This window comes from Streptomyces paludis, assembly GCF_003344965.1.
Lineage (GTDB): Bacteria > Actinomycetota > Actinomycetes > Streptomycetales > Streptomycetaceae > Streptomyces > Streptomyces paludis.
In genome coordinates, this window is record NZ_CP031194.1 from 3,724,743 (window position 1) to 3,743,595 (window position 18,853).

Genomic DNA, 18,853 nt, shown 5'->3' on the forward strand with positions numbered 1-18,853 from the left:
CCTCAGAGCACCCCCCACCACCCCCCACGAAAGAACAGAGGCGAAACCCATGCGAGCGGAAACAGAAGCAGAAGCAGCGGTAGAAGTAGAGCTGGACGTGCCGAAATGCGTCGCATCCGGTCAGTGCGTGATGGCCTCCCCCGAGGTCTTCGACCAGCGGGACGAGGACGGCGTCGCGATCCTGCTGGAACGGCACCCCGGCGCGGACCTCCTCGACGGAGTGCGCGAAGCGGTGGCGATCTGCCCGGCCGCCGCGATCCGGCTGGTGGAACGATGAGCGCGCGGAAGCCGGCGAGCCCGGAGCAGGCACCGAGCCGGCAGCTGAGCCCGGAGCAGGCGCCGCTGAGGCGCGTCGTGGTCGTCGGCGCCTCGGCCGCCGGGCTCGCGGCGGCCGAGACCCTGCGGCGGGAGGGCTACGACGGTGCCCTCACCCTCGTCGGGGAGGAGCCGCACACCCCGTACGACCGGCCCCCGCTCTCGAAGCAGATCCTGTCGGGCGAGTGGAGCCCCAAGCGCCTGCCGCTGCGCCCGTACGCCGATCTCGACGCGCTCGGCCTCGACCTGCGGCTGGGCGTGGCCGCGACCGGGCTGGACACGGCCGCCCGTACGGTGCGGCTGGCCGACGGCGTGCGCCTGCCGTACGACGGGCTGATCGTGGCGACCGGCGTACGCCCCCGGCGGCTGCCCGGCGCGGGCCGCGCGCATGTCCTGCGTACGGTGGACGACGCCGTCGCGCTGCGGGACCGGCTGGGCCCGGGGCGGCGGCTGGCTGTGGTCGGCGCCGGGTTCCTCGGCGCGGAGGCCGCCGCGGTGGCGCGGCAGCTCGGCGCGCGGGTGACGCTGATCGAGCCCGCGCCCGTACCGCTGGCCCACGCGATCGGCGCGGAGATCGGCGCGGTGCTGGCGCGGGTGCACCAGCAGAACGGGGTGGAGCTGCGCACCGGCGTCCGGGTCCGGGAGATCACCGGGGACGGCGTGCTCCTCGCGGACGGCGACCTGGTCGGGGCCGACGAGGTGCTGGTCGCCGTCGGGTCGCTGCCCAACACCGAGTGGCTGGCGGGCAGCGGGCTGACCGTGGGCGACGGGCTGGTGTGCGACGCGTACTGCGCGGCGGCGCCCGGCGTGTACGGGGCGGGCGACGTGGCCCGCTGGCACAACCCGCTGTTCGGCGTGGACATGCGCGTCGAGCACCGTACGCACGCGGCCGAACAGGGCATGGCCGCCGCCCGCAACCTGCTGCGGCCGGACGCGCGCAAGCCGTTCGCGCCCGTACCGTACTTCTGGTCGGACCAGTACGACATGAAGATCCAGGCGTACGGGTATCTGCGCGGCCATGACGAAGTGGCCGTCGTGGCCGGGGAATTGGCGGAGCGCCGCTTCGTGGCCGTCTACCGCACCGGCGACCGGGTGACCGGCGCCCTGGCGGTCGGCATGCCCCCCAAGGCGATCCGCCTCTGGCGCCAGGCCATCGCGGCGGGCGCGCCCCGGCCCACTGCCGCGCGGTCCTGACCGCCACCACCGAGATCCCCGCCTGACGCGACGGCCCCGGCCGCCGGCGGCACAACAGCACGCGCGCCCGGGGACGTGGTGCGTGTCCCCGGGCGCGCGGTCGGCGGTGGCTTCCCTATACGTATACGTATAGGTACCGGCTACTTCAGCAGGTACGCCTTCTCTATGGTGACGTCGTAGATGTTGCCGCTCTTGTCGGTGAGCTTCGCCTTCAAGGAGACCGACGTGGCCTTCTTCGGGTGGGTCAGGGTGAGGCTCCGCTTACCGTTCTTCGTGGTGACGGGGGCCTTGGACCACTTCTTGCCGCCGTCGTAGGAGACCTGCACGGCCAGCGACTTGAAGTTCTTCGCCGCCGGGCCCTCGATGACCAGCGGGACCGTGAACTTCTTGCCCGCGGGCGCGGTGCTCGTCAGGCTCAGGGCCGGGGCGAAGCGGACCGTCGAGACGGGCAGGTCCGCGATCTTGTCGGCCGCGGGGGCCTTGGAGCTGAACGTCCAGGCCGCCTTGAGCCGGCTGGTGACGCCCGCGACCGAGGTGGCGCGGGTCGCGTCCGTACTCACCGTGTACTTGGCCGACTTGGCGGGCAGCCCGGCGATGTACAGGCACAGCTCGCCCTTCTCGTTGACGACCTTCTTGCCGTCGAGGGTGAGCGTCGACTGCTGCTTGGACGTCTTCGAGACGCCGAGGTGACCGGCGCCGTCGGAGAACTCGGCTATGCAGGCCAGCATTTCGTCGGCGTACCGCTGGATACCGCTCTCGCCGCCGACCTTCGGGCTGAAGACACCGACGTTCAAGGTCTCCGTGTACGTCTTCTTCGCCGTGTAGCTCTTGCGCACCGAAGGAATCTGGACCGCGTCGATGTCCGAGCCGCGGCTGTTGAACTGACCGGCGCCGAACGCCCACGAGAAGCCCTTGGGCGTGGTGACGTAGTTCTTCACCGTGCCGGGCAGGGCGACCGTGGAGCTCTCCGACTCGAACCCGTACATCCCGGAGGGCGCGACCCAGACCGCGGTGCCGAAGCCCTTGCGGTTCTTGACGGAGCTGCCGATCTTGTTGTTGACCAGGGCCAGTTCGCTCTTGGCGGTCTTGTGGGTGAAGCCCGTGTAGAAGGAACCGCCGCGGCTGTAGAGCAGGTTGTAGTTCGTGCCGCTCTTGCGCCAGGTGCCGCCCGTCTGCGCGGTGAACAGCTTCGAGGAGACCGCCGGGCCGACCTGGCCGACGCTGAAGCCCTTGAAGGAGTCCAGCATCCAGGTGGATTCGTAGCCGCCGCCGCCTCCCGTGCTCAGGTCGAAGTTCGCGAACGCGTCGACGAGCTTGGCGGAGTCCGGCGCGGTGATGCTGATCGGCTTGGCCTTGCGGGCGTCGAAGGTGACCGTGGCGTTCTTGGTCACGTCCAGCTTCGGCTGGACCAGCCAGGCGGCGTCCGGGCTGTTCTTCCCCTGCGGGGTCTCCACCGTGGCGTTGAGCAGGTACGAGCCCTTGGGGACCCGGACCTTGGCGAGGCCGCTCTTGCCGGCCTCCGCGAACTTCCAGAAGGTGCCGGTGTGGCCGTAGACCGAGGCGCTCGACGCGGAGGTCTTGCCCTTGGCGTCGATGAACTTGACGGTGAGGTCGTACGACTCGACCTCGCGGATGGCGCCGAAGCTCGTACGGACGCTCTGGCTGCCCTCGGTGGCCTTCGCGACGACCGAGCCGCCGAAGGCGCCGTCCTGGCTGCCCACGCTGGTGTTCGACGTGAGGCCGACGCTCGCGGTGCCGCCGGCGGGGACGGTGACCTGCTGGGCGCCGAGGGAGAAGAAGCCGGCCGGGGCCGCCTTGCCCTTGGGGCCGACCGTCTCCAGCGACAGATCGAGGGTGATGTCCTGCGTACCGGTGTTGGCGTAAGTGATCTGCTTGGTGACCGGCTTGTTGTTGGTGTGCGGCCACTGCTGCATACCGAAGTTGACCGAGGTCTGCTCGCTGACGACGGTCTGCGCGATCGCCTTCGTCAGGTCGGCGCGGCCGGTGCCCTGCTGGTACGGGGTGAGCCCGGCGCCCGGCTTGGCGGAGGCGGTCAGCGCCTGCTTGATGCGCTGGCCGCTCCAGTCGGGGTGCTGCTGGGCGAGGATGGCGGCGGCGCCCGCGACATGCGGGGTGGCCATCGACGTGCCGGACATGGAGACGTAGCCGTCGGCGGCCGGGCTGCCGTCCGTACCCTTGGCGGCCTTGGCGGCGACGATGCCCACGCCGGGGGCGGTGATGTCGGGCTTCAGCGAGCCGTCGGCCGTCGGGCCCACGCTGGAGAAGTCGGCGATCTTGTCCTGGCTGTCGACCGCGCCCACGGTGAGCGCCGAGGCGGCGCTGCCGGGCGAACCGATGGTCTCCGCACGCGGGCCGGAGTTGCCGGCGGCGATGACGAAGAGGACGTTCTTCTCGGCGGAGAGCTTGTCGACCGCCGCCTCCAGCGGGTCGACCTCGGCGGTGTCCTGGCCGCCGAGGCTCAGGTTGGCTATCTTCGCGCCCTGGTCGGCGGCCCACTGCATGCCCGCGATGATGCCGGATTCGTCACCGAACCCGTCGTCGTCGAGGACCTTGGCGTCGATGATCTTCGCGCCGGGCGCGACACCCTTGTACTTGCCGCCGGACTTCGCGCCGGACCCCGCCACGGTCGACGCGACATGCGTGCCGTGGCCGACGTGGTCCACGGTGTTGCCCGAGCCGGAGAAGTCCTTCCGGACGATGGAGACGCCCTTGAGGTCGGGGTGCGTCTGGTCCACACCCGTGTCCAGGACGGCGACCTTCACGCCCGTGCCGTCGTACCCGGCCTCCCAGGCAGTAGGCGCGCCGATCTGCGGCACGCTCTTGTCGAGCAGGGCCTCCCGCTTGCCGTCCAGCCAGACGCGCTCGATGCCGGGGGCGGTCTCGCGGGCCTCGCTGCCCTGGTCGCCCTCGGCGGTGAGTGCGTCCCAGACGTCGGAGGTCTCGTCCTTCGGCGCGGTGAGCGCCTCGCCGCGGACGGCGGGCAGCGTGCTGCGGACGGAGACGTCCGCGTCCGCGATGGCGGCCTTCGCCGCCGCCTTCTGGTTCGCGTTCTTCGCGTACGAGACGATCAGCGGGAGCGTCGCCCGGTGCGCGTCGTCGTACTGGGCCTTGAGCAGGCCCGTCACATTGAACAGCCGCCGGTCCAGGGTGCCCTGGGAGACCAGCTCCGCGGCGTCGGCCGGCAGCACGTACACCTGGCCGTCGACGCGGTTGACCTGCATCCGCACGCCTTCGCGGCCCTTCGCGGGCTGCACGCGCGACACCCGGCCCTGGCTGTCGACGTGGACGCGGTCACCGGTGATCAGGGTGACGACGGACGCGCCGGTCTGCCCCTGCCCCAGCGCCTGGCGCGCCTTCGCGGCGAACGCCTCCGCGGCGGTCCCCGACTCGCCGGCGCCGGCGGCCGAAGCCGTACCGATGGTGGCGCCGGACGTGAGCCCGGCCGTGAGCAGAGCGGCCACCATGACGGCCCCGGCCCTCTTCTTGCTGCTGCGCAAAACTCCCCCAACCTTTGAGGCGCTTTCAATCGGACAGACCCCCGAGGTCCGTACGACGTGCGTGCCGCACGTACCCGGCACAAGCGCGGAGATCGAGCCGCCACCGAAATCCGCCGAGATCACACGCCGCGCAACCCGCGCTTTCTCCAGCGCGGTTGGGGCGGATCCCGGCCCTCGGTGATCGCTTCAGCCCAGAAGACGTGGATCTTCGCGATCAGGTTCACTCGTCATCGATCGAATTCTGCGCGATCTCTCTCAAGTCCCGTACTGGCGCGCGGATGTGCCGCGCTGCGAGGCACGTCAGCGTCATATCATCACTCTTAGTCTTCACGTGATTACTCTGGGTCGTGTCGGGCAGAAACGGTAAGCAGGACATGGGGTCGAGGCGAGGGGAGTGATGGCCTGTGTGGATGCGTCGTGCGGCATACCCCGCACTGCTGTTGCTGACGGTCGTCACGGCGGTCGTGGTGCCGTTCCTCGGTCTCGATCCCGGACTGGCCACCTTCGGCTTCCAGTTCACGGTCATCGCGTATCTGCTGGTCATGGAGCGACTGATTCCTTACGACCGCGCCTGGCACCCGGACCGCCGTGAATGGGGCTGGTACGGCGTCTACTTCCTGCTGACCACCCTCGGCGCGGTCGTGGCGCAACAGCTGGTGGCGGCGCTGGTCGCCGTGCTGTCACCGGAGCGGCCGGCGCTGCCGCTGGCGGTGGAGATCCCGCTGGCGCTGCTGGCGGGCTCGCTGGCCAGCTACTTGGTCCACCGCTGGAGCCACACCAACCCCTGGCTCTGGCGGCTGCACGGCATCCACCACGTCCCGGAGAAGGTCAACGTCGCCAACAACGGGGTGAACCATGTGATGGACGTGCTGCTGGCGCAGTCCGTGGTGCAGCTGTCGCTGAGCCTGATCGGGTTCTCGCAGCGGGCCGTCTTCGCCGTGGGGCTCTTCGTCATCACCCAGGGGTACTTCACCCACGCGAACATCGATGTGCGCATCAGCTGGCTCAACTATGTGTTCGCCAGCCCGGAACAGCACCGGCTGCATCACAGCACGGACCTCGCGGAGGCCGGTCACTTCGGCTCCGATCTGTCCGTCTGGGACCGCTGCTTCGGCAGTTACACCTGGTCCCCCGGCCGGGAGCCACGCGCGGTGGGGCTCCACGACCCCGCTTCCTTCCCGACCACCGAGGCCGTCCTCGCCAGCCATCTCCAGGCATGGAGAAGGCCGGCCGGCTGACGGCATGGCCAAGGGCAGCTCGCGGCGCTGCCGTCCGTACACCCCGCAATGTCAACGTCAACTCAAGGATTTCGGCCATGTCGGACCCACGCAACGTCGCCACCCGCGACAAGATCGCGGTTATCGGAATCGGCTGCCGGCTGCCCGGTGGCGCCTCTGACCACCGGACCTTCTGGCAGAACCTGCTCGACGGCAAGGACTGCATCACTGCGACGCCGCGGGACCGGTACGACGTCACGACGCTCGGGAGCCGGGACAGGACCAAGCCCGGCCGGCTGGTCGGCGGGCGCGGCGGCTATATCGACGGCTTCGACGAGTTCGACCCGGCCTTCTTCGGCATCAGCCCCCGCGAGGCCGCGCATATGGACCCGCAGCAGCGCAAGGTGCTGGAGGTGGCCTGGGAGGCGCTGGAGGACGGCGGGCAGAAACCGGCCGAGCTGGCGGGGAGCGATGTCGGTGTCTTCGTCGGCGCGTTCACGCTGGACTACAAGATCCTTCAATTCAGCGACCTGGCGTTCGAGACGCTGGCCGCCCACACCGCGACCGGCACGATGATGACGATGGTGTCGAACCGCGTCTCCTACTGCTTCGACTTCCGCGGCCCCAGCGTCTCCCTGGACACGGCGTGCAGTTCCTCGCTGGTGGCGGTCCATCTGGCCTGCGAGAGCCTGAGCCGCGGGGAGACGAGCCTCGCGCTCGCGGGCGGCACGCTGCTGCACATGGCCCCCCAGTACACGATCGCGGAGACCAAGGGCGGCTTTCTCTCGCCGGACGGCCGCTCCCGGGCCTTCGACGCGTCGGCCGACGGCTATGTGCGGGCCGAAGGCGTCGGCCTGGTCGCGCTCAAACGCCTGGACGACGCCCTGCGCGACGGCGATCCGGTCCATGCGGTGATCATCGGCAGCGGGGTGAACCAGGACGGCCGCACGGCCGGAATCACCGTTCCGAGCGCCGACGCCCAGGTCTCCCTGATCGAGCGGGTCTGCGCCGACGCGGGCATCGTGCCGGGCAGTCTCCAGTACGTCGAGGCCCACGGCACCTCGACCCCGGTCGGCGATCCGATCGAGGCGGGCGCGCTGGGGCGGGCGCTGTCGATCGGGCGGAAGCCCGGCGCCGCCTGCTATGTGGGCTCGGTCAAGACCAACATCGGGCACACGGAGTCCGCCGCGGGTATCGCCGGGCTGATCAAGACCGTGCTCTGCCTGAAGCACCGGACGATTCCGCCCCACATCAACCTCGGCCGGGTCAATCCCGCGATCGACCTCGACGCGCTGCCCTACGAGATCCCCACCCGGACGGTCGCCTGGCCGGAGCACGACGGGCCCGCCCGCGCCGGAGTCAACTCCTTCGGCTTCGGCGGCACCAACGCGCATGTGCTGCTCGAAGCCGCGCCCCCGCGCACCGGGCCGGAGGCCGGGGAGACCGCGGCGGCCGGATCGGCGGTGGCGCGGGACGTGCTCTCCGGCGTATCCGCGTACTCCGTCCTGCCGTTGACCACGCGCGATCCGGAGCTGCTGCCGGAGGCCGCCGCCCGCCTCCGGCAGCAGCTGTCGGGGAGCGTCCCCGGCCCGGCCGCGTCGCTGACCGATATCGCGTACACCCTGGCCCGCCGCCGTCAGCACCTCGAATCACGGCTGTCGGTCGTCTACGACTCGCGCGCGTCGCTGGAGGAGGCGCTCGACGCCTATTTGCGCGGCGAGGCGCATCCGCGGGTCGTGGCCGGCCGGCGGCTGGAGGACCGGCAGCGGCGGCTGGTCTGGGTCTTCACCGGCATGGGGCCGCAGTGGTGGGGGATGGGGCGGCAGCTCTTCGAGACCGAGCCGGTCTACCGCGCGGCGGTCGAGCGCTGCGACCGGGAGATCCGGGAGCTGGCCGGCTGGTCCCTGGTGGAGGAGCTGTGCGCCGACGAGGCGGACTCGCGCATGGGCGAGACCTGGCTGGCCCAGCCGGCCAACTTCGCGCTCCAGGTCGGGCTCGCGGCCCTGTGGCGCAGCCGCGGTGTCCGTCCGGACGCCGTCGTCGGACACAGCACCGGCGAGGTCGCCGCGTTCTACGAGGCGGGCGTCTACACCCTGCGCGAGGCGGTGACGGTCGTCGTGCACCGCAGCCGCCTCCAGCAGAAGCTCGTGGACACGGGCGGGATGCTGGCCGTGAGCCTCTCGGAGGACGAGGCCCAGCGGCGGGTGGTGCCGTACGCCGACCGCGTGGCGGTGGCCGCCGTCAACAGTCCGACGGCGATCACCCTCGCCGGGGACACGGAGGCGCTCGCGGAGCTGGCCGAGCGGTTCCGGGCGGAGGAGATCTTCGCCAGGCCCCTCGCCGTACGGGTGCCGTACCACAGCCCCCGGATGGACCCGATCAAGGACGAGCTGCTGTTCTCGCTCGCCGGGCTGAAGCCGCGGGCCGCACAGGTGCCGCTCTATCTGACCGGAGGACGCGAGGCGGCGGCCCGCGGGCGCGCCCACGGCACCGAACTGGACGCCGGCTACTGGTGGAACAACGTCCGTGACAGCGTGCGCTTCGGTGACGCCGTCAACCGGCTGGCCGACGACGGCTATCGGCTCTTCCTGGAGATCGGCCCCCACCCCGCTCTGGGCCGCTCGATCACCGAATGCCTGACCGACCGGGGCATCGAGGGCGTCGAGAGCCAGGGGCTTCCCTCGATCCGGCGCCAGGAGGACGAGCAGGCGCGGTTCCTGCTCTCCCTGGCGGCCCTCCACAACGCGGGTGTCGAGATCGCCTGGGAGGTGCTGCACCCGCACGGCACACCGGTGACGCTGCCCCGTTATCCATGGAGACGGGACCGGCACTGGACGGAGCCGAAGTCCGTCGAGCAGATCCGGCTCGGCCGCCGGGACCATCCGCTGCTGGGCCGTCGGCTGGCCACGGGGGAGCCGATCTGGGAGGCCAGACTCGATGTCGAGGCCCTGCCCTATCTGCGCGATCACCGTATCCAGGGCAGCGCGCTCTTTCCGGCGGCGGGCTATGTGGAGATGGCGGCGCAGGCCGTGCGCGCGATGACCGGCGGGGAGGCGGTCTTCGCCGATATCGAGCTGCGCAAGGCCCTCTTCCTGTCGCTGGGATCGCACGATGACGACGACGACACGGCCGAGGCGGCCGGCGGCGGCACCGCGACCGTGCAGCTCTCCTTCTCCTCGGGCGACGCCGCGTTCACCGTCGCGACGGTGAACGCCGACGACACCCGGGAACCGGCGGTGCACGCGCGCGGGGTCGTCCGTTCCGGGCAGCACGCCCACGGCACGCTCCGGCTCGACGCCGACCAGGTGCGCGCACGCACCCCGCGCCGTCTCGACAGAGCCGACTGCTACGCCGCCCTGGCCGCGCTCGGCTATCACTACGGTCCCGCGTTCCAGGGCATCGAGGAGGTGTGGATCGGCCCCGACGAGGCGCTGGCCCGGATCCGTCCGACCGAGCCGATCGGCGGGGACGCCGCCCACCACCACATGCACCCCGTGCTGCTCGACGCCTGCTTCCAGACGCTGCTGACCCCCCAGCTGCTGGGCGAGGAAGGCAGCGCCGGGGGCATCCGGCTGCCGCTGTCGATCGACGAGGTACGTATGGCCGCAGTCGGGGACCGTCCCCTGTGGGCGCACGCCACCGTCACCCGGCAGTCGGAGGGCGAGGTCATCGGTGACATCGCCGTCTACGGGGACGACGGCGCGTCCCTCGGCCGGATCAGCGGCTTCCGCGCGGCCGACGTGGAGAAGGCGCCCGCCGCCGTCAGCCTGAGCACGGTGGACTCCTGGCTGGCCGACATCTCCTGGACCGAGACGCCCCCGGCCGGAACCGACGCCCCGGGCACGACGGCCGTACCGCGCTGGCTGGTCTTCGCGGACTCCCAAGGCGTGGCCGAAGAGCTGGCGGCCCTGATCACCGACCGGGGCGGACAGTGCCATCTCGTACGCCCCGGGACCGCCTACCGCACCGACCACGGCCCCGGGGAGTCGACGGTACGGCCGGACTCGGCCGCCGACCTCGACCGTCTCTTCGCGGACCTGCGCACCGGCGACGAAGCCTGCCCGTACGACCATGTCGTGCATCTGTGGAACCTGGATCTGCCCGCCCTGGACGCGACGGACACCGCGGCCGGACTGAGCGAACTCTCCACTGCCGGCGCCTACTCCCTGATCGCCCTGGCCAGGACCCTGCCGCACGCGCTGCCCGGCGGCAGGCTCCATATCGTCACCCGGGGCGTGCAGGCCGTCGTGTCCGGCGATCCGGCCGAGCCGCTGGCCGCCCCGGCCTGGGGCGTCGGACGGGTGCTGTGGCAGCAGGAGCTGACCGCCCACCGGGGCAAGCTCATCGACCTCGACCCCGCCGCCGGCCATGACAGCGCCGAGGGCCGGAGCGCGGAAGCGCGGGCGCTGCTGCGGGAGGTGACGGCCGTCGACGGCGACGAGGAGGACGAGATCGCGCTGCGCGGCGGACGCCGCTACACCAGCCGCCTCCTGCCGGCCGCCGGGCTCACCCGCCCGCTGCCCCTGCGGCTGCGCGCCGACGGGGCCTATTTGGTGACCGGCGCCTTCGGCGCGCTCGGCCGGCTGCTCTGCCGAGCCCTCGTCGGCTGGGGCGCCCGGCGGCTGATCCTCGTGGGCCGGACCCGGCTCCCCGACCGCGACCGCTGGCGCGAGACCGCGCCCGATTCCGCCGAAGGTCGCGCCATCGGCTTCGTCAGGGAGCTGGAGGCACTCGGCGCCCAGCCCACATTGGCGCCGCTCGACATCTGCGACGAGGCGAGCCTGACCGGCTGGCTGAGCGAGTACCGGCGGCTCGACTCACCGCCGATCCGCGGCGTCTTCCATCTGGCCGGCCAGGTCCGTGACACGCTGCTGCCCGAGATGGACCCGGAGACGTTCCGGTCCGTCCACCACCCCAAGGTCCTCGGCGCGTACCTCCTCCACCGGCACCTCGGTGACGAGCCGCTCGACCACTTCGTGCTCTTCTCCTCCATCGCCTCCCTGCTGACGACCGCCGGACAGACCAACTACGCGGCGGGGAACGCGTTCCTGGACGCGCTGGCGCACCACCGGCGCGCCCGCGGACTGCCCGGACTCAGCCTCGACTGGGGCCCCTGGGCGACCGGCATGATCGAGGAACTCGGCCTCATCGAGCACTACCGCGCCGCCCGCGGCATGAGTTCGCTGTCGCCGGAGGCGGGGATGGCCGTGCTGGCCCGCGTCATCGGCCAGGACCGCGCCCAGCTCCTCGTCGCCACCGTCGTCGACTGGCCGGTCTTCCTCGCCTGGTACGCGTCCCCGCCCCGGCTCGTGCGCGAGCTGGCCGCGGCCCGGGGCGGCCCGAACACCTCCCCGGCCGAACAGAGCGGCTTCCTCGACTCGTTCCGGGCCGCGGACGACGCCACCCGGCTGGCCCTGACGACCGAGCGCTTCCTCGCGGTCGTCGCCGGAGTCCTGAGCGTGGGGCCCGAACAGGTCGCCCTCGACTCCGCGCTGGGCGCGCTCGGACTGGACTCGCTCCTCGCCATGGAACTGCGCTCCCGTATCCACACGGAGCTGGGCGTCGCCCTGCCCGTCGTCACCCTGCTCAGCGGCGCTCCCGTCGCCGACCTGGTCAGCCGGCTCTACGAGGGCCTGGCGGCCGAGCCGGTGCCGGCCGGCGGGGGCGAGCCCGGCGGCGCCGCGGTCGAGCTGTTCCACGACGAGGGACGGCACCCGCTCACCCAGAACCAGAAAGCGCTGTGGTTCCTCAAGCAGCTCAACCCCGACGGCTTCGCCTACAACATCGGCGGCGCGGTCGAGGTGCGCGCACGGCTGGATCCCCAGCTGATGTTCGACGCCTTCTGCCTGCTGATCGAGCGGCATCCGAGCCTGCGTGCCAACTTCGTCCACGAGGGCGGGCAGCCGGTGCAGAAGGTCGCGCCCGCCGCCGACGCCGCCCTGCGGCAGGACGTCGCCCTTTTCGACGTCCAGGGCGTCGAGTGGGACGCCATCCACGCGATGATCGTGGGCGAGTACCGCAAGCCGTACGACCTTGAGCGCGACCCGCTGGTCCGGCTGCGGCTCTTCCGGCGCGCCCCCGACCGCTGGGTGCTGATGAAGGCCGTCCACCACATCATCTCCGACGCGATCTCGACCTTCACCTTCATCGAGGAGCTGCTCGCGGTCCACGACGCGCTGCGCCGCGGCCGTACGCCCCAGCTGCCGCCGGTGTCCGCCCGCTACCTCGACTTCCTCAACTGGCAGAACGGCTTCCTCGCCGGCCCCGACGCCCGCCGGATGGTCGGCTACTGGAAGTCCCATCTGCCGGCGGACATCCCCGTACTGGACCTGCCCACGGACCGACCCCGCCCCGCGGTCCAGACGCACAACGGCGCGTCCGAGTTCTTCGTCCTGGACACCGGTCTCAGCGCCCGCGTCCACGAAGTGGCCCGCGAGCACAACGTGACCGTCTTCATGGTGCTCCTCAGCGCCTACTACGTGCTGCTCCACCGCTACTCCGGGCAGGACGACATCATCGTCGGCAGCCCGGTGACGGGCCGCACCCAGGAGGAGTTCTCCTCTGTCTACGGCTACTTCGTCAACCCGCTGCCGCTCCATGTCCCGCTGGGCGACGGGCCGTCGGTGGAGCAGCTCCTCGCCCGCGTCCGCGACGCCGTGCTCGGCGGGCTGGACAACCAGGAGTACCCGTTCGTGCTGCTCGTGGAGGAGCTGGACCTCCAGCACGACCCGAGCCGCTCCGCGGTCTTCCAGGCCATGTTCATCCTGCTCACCCACAAGGTGGCCACCGAGAAGTACGGCCACCGTCTGGAGTACATCGAACTGCCCGAGGAGGAAGGCCAGTTCGACGTCACACTGTCGGTGTACGAGGACGAGGCGGACCAGCGGTTCCACTGCGTCTTCAAGTACAACACCGACCTCTTCCTCCCCGAGACGATGCGGCGGTTCTCCGCGCACTACGTCTCCCTGCTCGACGCCCTGACGCGCGCCCGCGCCACCACCCCGGCCGACCGGCTGGAGCTGCTCGGCGCGGGGGAGCGCCAACGGATCCTCGGTGACTGGAGCGGCGCCGGCCGCCGGACGGCCGCTCCCGTGACGCCGGTGCACGAGCTGATCGGCGCGGTCGCCGCCGCGCACCCCGAGGCGATCGCCGTCCGGGCCCCCACCGAGGACGGCGGGACCGGGTCGATGACCTACGCCGAGCTGGCACGCCGCAGCGGCGACCGCGCGCGGGCGCTGCGCGCGCGGGGCGTCGTCGGCGGCGCGCTGGTCGCGGTCTGCATGGAGAAGTCGCCCGAGCTGATCGTCACCCTGCTCGCGGTCCTGCGCGCGGGCGGCGCCTATCTGCCGCTCGACCCCGGCAACCCGGCCGAGCGCCTCGCCGCCATGGTCGCCCACGCCGGGGCGGCGCACATCGTCGTCGACGACGACACGGGCCGCGAGCGCTTCGCCGCGCACCCGGGCGTCCTGACCCCGGCGGAGCTGTCGGCGGCGGAGGCGGCGGATCCGTCGGAGACCGAAGGGCCGGAGGCCGAAGCGACGGTCGACCTGGACGGCCCGGCCTACGCCATCTTCACCTCGGGCTCCACCGGCCGTCCCAAGGCGGTCCTGGTCAGCCACCGGAACGTGGCGTCCGCCTACGCCGCCTGGCGCGCGGAGTACCGCCTCGACACCGACGCCCGCGTCCATCTCCAGCTGGCGAACCCGTCGTTCGACGTCTTCACCGGCGACCTGGTCCGCGCCCTGTGCTCCGGCGGCACCCTGGTGCTCATCGGCCGCGAGCTGCTGTTCGACACGGCGCGGCTGTACGCGACGATGCGCGCGGAGCGCGTCGACTGCGCCGAGTTCGTGCCCTCCGTCGTCCGCGGTCTGATGGCCCACTGCGAGCGCGCCGGCACCCGGCTCGACTTCATGCGCCTGCTGGTCGTCGGCTCGGACACCTGGAAGGTCGAGGAGTACGACCGGCTGCGCGGCCTCTGCGGCCCGGACACCCGGCTGGTCAACTCCTACGGACTCACCGAGGCCACCATCGACAGCACCTACTTCGAAGGCCCCACCGACGGCCTGGAACCGAGCCGTATGGTGCCCATCGGCCGGGCGTTCCCCGGCACCGAGGTGTACATCCTCGACCGGCACGGCGAACCGGTACCGCCCGGTGTCTCGGGCGAGCTGTGGATCGGCGGCGCCGGGGTCGCCACCGGCTATCTCCACGAGCCCGAGCGCACCGCGGAGCGCTTCGTCGACCACACCTTCGGCCCCGGTGGCGCCGCCGCGCCCGTACGGCTCTACCGCACGGGCGACCTGGCCCGCTGGGACGCCGACGGCGGGATCCACCTCCTCGGCCGCGCCGACTCCCAGGTCAAGGTGAGCGGCCACCGCGTGGAGGTGGGCGAGATCGAGGCGCAGCTGGCGCTGTGGCCCGCGCTCTCCCAGGCGGTCGTCGCCGTCCGGCCGGACGACCGCGGCGACAACACGCTCTGCGCGTACGGGGTCGCCGCGCCCGGCGCGACCCTCGAATGGCGGGAGCTGCGCCGGCACCTCGGGGAGCGCCTGCCGACGTATCTCATCCCCGCCTCCTTCACCGAACTGCCGGAGCTGCCGGTCACCCCCAACGGCAAGGTCGACGTCGTCGCGCTGCCCCGCCCGCGGTCCGGGGGCGACGGCGAGGCGTACGAGCCGCCGGTGACGCTCTACGAGGAGCGGATGGCCCACCACTGGACGGCGCTGCTCGGCGTGGCGAACGTGGGTCTCCAGCACGACTTCTTCGAGATCGGCGGCAGTTCGATCAAGCTGATCGAGCTGATCCACGGTCTCCAGAGCGAGTTCAGCATCACGATCCCGGTCAGCCAGCTCTTCAAGGCCACGATGCTGCACGGGATGGCCAGGACGGTCGAGGACATCATCACCGGCCGGCTGCCGGGCGCCCAGCCCTATCTCCGCTTCAACCGGGGGGCGGGGGAGCCGGTGTTCTGCTTCCCGCCCGCGGGCGGACACGGTCTGGTCTACCGGCGCTTCGCGGAACAACTGCCGGACCACGAGCTGGTCGCCTTCAACTACCTCACCGGGGACGACAAGGTCGCCCGGTACGCCGACCTGGTCGCCGCGCTCCGCCCCGAGGGCGTCCGCGCGCTGCTCGGCTACTCCCTCGGCGGCAATCTCGCCTTCGAGGTCGCCAAGGAACTCGAACGGCGCGGCCGGGAGGTCGGTGAGGTCGTCATCATCGACTCGTACCGCAATCAGGCCCCCTACACGCTGAGCGCCGAGGACCTCACGGCGTTCGAGCGGGAGCTGCGCGAGCATCTGCGCAAGCACACCGGATCCGAGACCCTCGCCCGGGAGACCCTCGCCCAGGCCACGGACTACATCGGCTTCTGCGGCCGCACCCCCAACCTCGGCACGGTGGACGCGCGCGTCACCGTCATCTCCGACGAGGAGAAGGCCGCCTTCTACGCCGCCGGGGAGACCGGCAGCTGGCACGGCGCCTCGAACGGGCGCACCGAAGTGCTCCGGGGCTCCGGCGTCCACGCCGACATGTTCGACCCGGGCCGGATCGAGCACAACGCCGCTCTGGTGCGCGGTGTCCTGACCGCCGGCTCCGTGATCGAGGAGGCCACCCATGCCGCCTGAAAAGGACGAGAGAGGGGTGACGATGCCGCCGGAGGGCGCGCGCCGGGAGACGATGATCATCATCGGGGCGGGTCTGGGAGGACTCTCCACCGGCTGCTACGCGCAGATGAACGGCTACCGCACCCGGATCCTGGAGATGCACGACATCCCGGGCGGCTGCTGCACCGCGTGGGACCGTGGCGACTTCACCTTCGACTGCTGCGTCAGCTGGCTGCTCGGCAACGGGCCGGGCAACGAGATGCACCAGATCTGGCTGGAACTGGGCGCGCTCCAGGGCAAGCAGATGCGCCACTTCGATGTCTTCAACATCGTGCGCGGACGCGACGGCGGGACGGTCTACTTCTACTCCGACCCCGACCGGCTCGAAGCCCATCTGCTGGAGATCTCCCCGGCCGACGCCAGGCTGATCCGCCAGTTCTGCGCGGGGCTGCGGAAGTTCCGCCGCTGTCTGGCCGCGTACCCCTTCCTCAAACCGGTCGGGCTGATGGGCCGTACGGAGCGCTGGCGCATGCTGGCGTCCTTCGCCCCGTACTTCAATGTGATCCGGAAGTCGATCGGCACACTGATGACCGACTACTCCGCCCGGTTCAGCCATCCGCTGCTGCGCGAGGCGTTCAACTTCGTCCTCTACGAGAAGCACTCCGCCTTCCCCGTCCTGCCGTTCTACTTCCAGCTGGCCGCGCACGCCAATCTCTCGGCCGGCGTTCCGGAGGGCGGCTCGCTCGGGCTGTCGACCTCCATCGAGCAGCGCTACCGGCAGCTCGGCGGGGAGGTCACCTACAACGCGAAGGTGGAGGAGGTCCTCGTCGAGGACGACCGGGCCGTCGGGGTGCGGCTCAGCGACGGACAGGAGCTGCGCGCCGACATCGTGGTCTCGGCCTGCGACGGGCACACCACCACGATGAAGTTCCTGGGCGGCCGGTATCTCGGCGACGAGTACCGCCGCCTCTACACCACGGTCATCGACGAGCCGGGCATGGTCTTCCCCGGATATGTCGCCCTCTTCCTCGGGCTGCGGCGCACCTTCCCCGAAGGGGATCCGTGCACCACCTATCTGCTGACCGACGAGGAGGCCGCGCGGTTCGTGGGCATCCGCCACCCGAGTATCAACATCCAGTTCCGCAGCCTGCACTACCCGGAGCTGTCACCGCAGCGGACGACCATCGTCTACGCCACCTACTTCAGCGATGTCGAACCCTGGCGCGAGCTGAGCGACGGCCCGGAACAGCGCACCCGCAGCCGGGGCGGCACGGAGCTGCACACCCTGCCGGTGCGGCGCGGCCGGGCGTACTACGAGGCCAAGCACCAGGTGCGCGACGCCCTGATCGACTTCCTCGACCGGCGGTTCACCGGGCTGGCGGACTCCGTCGCGGCGCGGGACCTGTCGACCCCGCTCACCCAGGTCCGTTACACGGGGAACCACGACGGCACGGTGCTCGGCTGGCAGCCCTTCGTGGAGGGCGGCGAAACGATGGAGAAGGTCATCAAGAAGTACGGGCCGGTCCTCCCCGGCCTGAAGAACTTCTATATCTCCGGGGTCTGGGCCTCCACCGGCGGCCTCATCCGCGCCGCCGCCGCGGGCCGGCATGTCACGCAGTTCATCTGCCGCGACGACGGCAGAGAGTTCACCGCCCACACGGACGGGACGGGACCGCTCCCGACCCATGTCGTCATCCCCGTAGGACCCCATGACAAGGATGGAACCCCTGATGAGCACGGCTCCGGAACCGCTCCCGTATCCCTTCACGTCCCCTGATCCGCTGACGCTCTCACCGCTCTACGCCGGACTGCGCGGCGCACCGCTGCCCCGGGTCCGGCTGCCGTACGGGGAGGACGCCTGGCTGGTCACCCGGTACGCCGACGCGCGCGTGGTCCTCGCCGACCCGCGCTTCAGCGTGGCGGCCGGTGTGGAGCGGGACCAGCCCCGGATGCGCCCGCTCGCGCCCGGCAAGGACGGACTGCTTTCCACCGACGGGGCCGACCACGCCCGGCTGCGCGGTGTGGTGGCGCCGCACTTCAGCCCGCGCCGCGTCGACCGGATGCGGGACCAGGTGCGCGAGGTCGCGAACGGGCTGCTGGACCGGCTGGTGGAGACGGGCCCGCCCGGCGACCTTGTGCAGGACTACGCCTTCCCGCTCGCCATCGCCATGATCTGCGATCTGCTCGGCGTACCGGAGAGCGACCGTCACCGCATCCGGAAGTGGCTCGAAGTCATGCTGTCCCACTCCGTGTCGTCGGAGGACCTCGCGGCCGAGGCCGGAGCGTACTTCGCCTATCTGGCCGAGCTGATCGAGCTGCGCCGCCGGGAGCCCAGGGACGATCTGCTCACCTGCCTCGTGAGCGCGCAGGACGAGGGGCGGATCTCCTACGACGAGGTGATCAAACTCGCCGTCGAGCTGCTCACCGGCGGATTCATCACCACCTTCAACCAGATTCCCAACTTCTGCTATCTGCTGCTGAAGCGTCCCGAGTGGGTGTCGCGGCTGCGCGAACACCCGTCGGACATTCCGGCGGCGATCGAGGAAATGCTGAGGTTCGTACCGCTGCCCAATGTCATCGGCTTCCCCCGGTACGCGACCGAGGACATCGAGGTCGGGGGAGTCACGGTACGCACCGGGGAGCCGGTCCTGGTCGACCTGCCGGCGGCCAACCGGGATCCGGCGGTCTTCCGCGACGCCGACACGCTCGTACTGGACCGGGTCCAGGAGGCCCCGCACCTGATCTTCGGTCACGGGCTGCACTTCTGTGTCGGCGCGCGGCTGGCGCGGCTGGAGCTGGAAGTCGCCATGGGCACCCTGCTCGAACGCCTGCCCGCGCTGAAACTGTCCGTGTCCGACAGTGAACTCCGCTGGAAGACGGAGGCGATGATCAAGGGCCTGCATGAGCTACCGGTCGACTGGTGAGGCCGGACGGCGACGGCCGGGCCGGACGCGGAGCGCCCGGGGACACGAGAGCGCCCGGGGACGTGGTGCGTGTCCCCGGG

Annotated in this window: 7 protein-coding genes; 6 read left to right on the plus strand and 1 reads right to left on the minus strand. The window is 71.2% G+C overall.

What is annotated here, in order from left to right:
• Positions 1 to 49: 49 nt before the first annotated feature.
• Both DVK44_RS16430 and DVK44_RS16435 read left to right on the plus strand, forming a co-directional pair.
• The gene (locus DVK44_RS16430; RefSeq protein ID WP_114660350.1) at positions 50 to 277 is read left to right on the plus strand and encodes a ferredoxin; all 228 of its coding nucleotides are present in this window, start codon (positions 50 to 52) and stop codon (positions 275 to 277) included.
• A 65-nt stretch (positions 278 to 342) separates the two neighbouring features.
• Positions 343 to 1,509 carry an NAD(P)/FAD-dependent oxidoreductase gene (locus tag DVK44_RS16435; RefSeq protein WP_181957642.1) on the plus strand — a complete coding sequence of 389 codons (1,167 nt, stop codon included), beginning with the start codon at positions 343 to 345 and terminating at the stop codon, positions 1,507 to 1,509.
• A gap of 140 nt (positions 1,510 to 1,649) precedes the next feature.
• Here DVK44_RS16435 and DVK44_RS16440 read toward each other — a convergent pair whose 3' ends face one another.
• Entirely contained in the window at positions 1,650 to 5,027 is a 3,378-nt protein-coding gene (locus DVK44_RS16440) for a S8 family peptidase (RefSeq protein WP_228447183.1), read from the minus strand.
• 410 nt (positions 5,028 to 5,437) lie between these two features.
• Here DVK44_RS16440 and DVK44_RS16445 point away from each other — a divergent pair, with 410 nt between their 5' ends.
• From DVK44_RS16445 to DVK44_RS16460, 4 genes are all read left to right on the plus strand, one after another.
• Complete coding sequence (locus DVK44_RS16445) at positions 5,438 to 6,265, plus strand: sterol desaturase family protein (protein WP_114665178.1); 828 nt, start codon at positions 5,438 to 5,440, stop codon at positions 6,263 to 6,265.
• A gap of 77 nt (positions 6,266 to 6,342) precedes the next feature.
• Positions 6,343 to 15,870 carry a non-ribosomal peptide synthetase/type I polyketide synthase gene (locus tag DVK44_RS16450; RefSeq protein WP_114660352.1) on the plus strand — a complete coding sequence of 3,176 codons (9,528 nt, stop codon included), beginning with the start codon at positions 6,343 to 6,345 and terminating at the stop codon, positions 15,868 to 15,870.
• A 52-nt stretch (positions 15,871 to 15,922) separates the two neighbouring features.
• Positions 15,923 to 17,626, plus strand: a complete 1,704-nt coding sequence (locus DVK44_RS16455; RefSeq protein WP_114665179.1) for a phytoene desaturase family protein — start codon at positions 15,923 to 15,925, stop codon at positions 17,624 to 17,626.
• Positions 17,580 to 18,773: a cytochrome P450 gene (locus tag DVK44_RS16460; protein ID WP_114660353.1), complete on the plus strand. Its 1,194-nt coding sequence runs from the start codon at positions 17,580 to 17,582 to the stop codon at positions 18,771 to 18,773. The genes DVK44_RS16455 and DVK44_RS16460 overlap by 47 nt, the downstream gene beginning before the upstream one ends.
• Positions 18,774 to 18,853 lie beyond the last annotated feature (80 nt).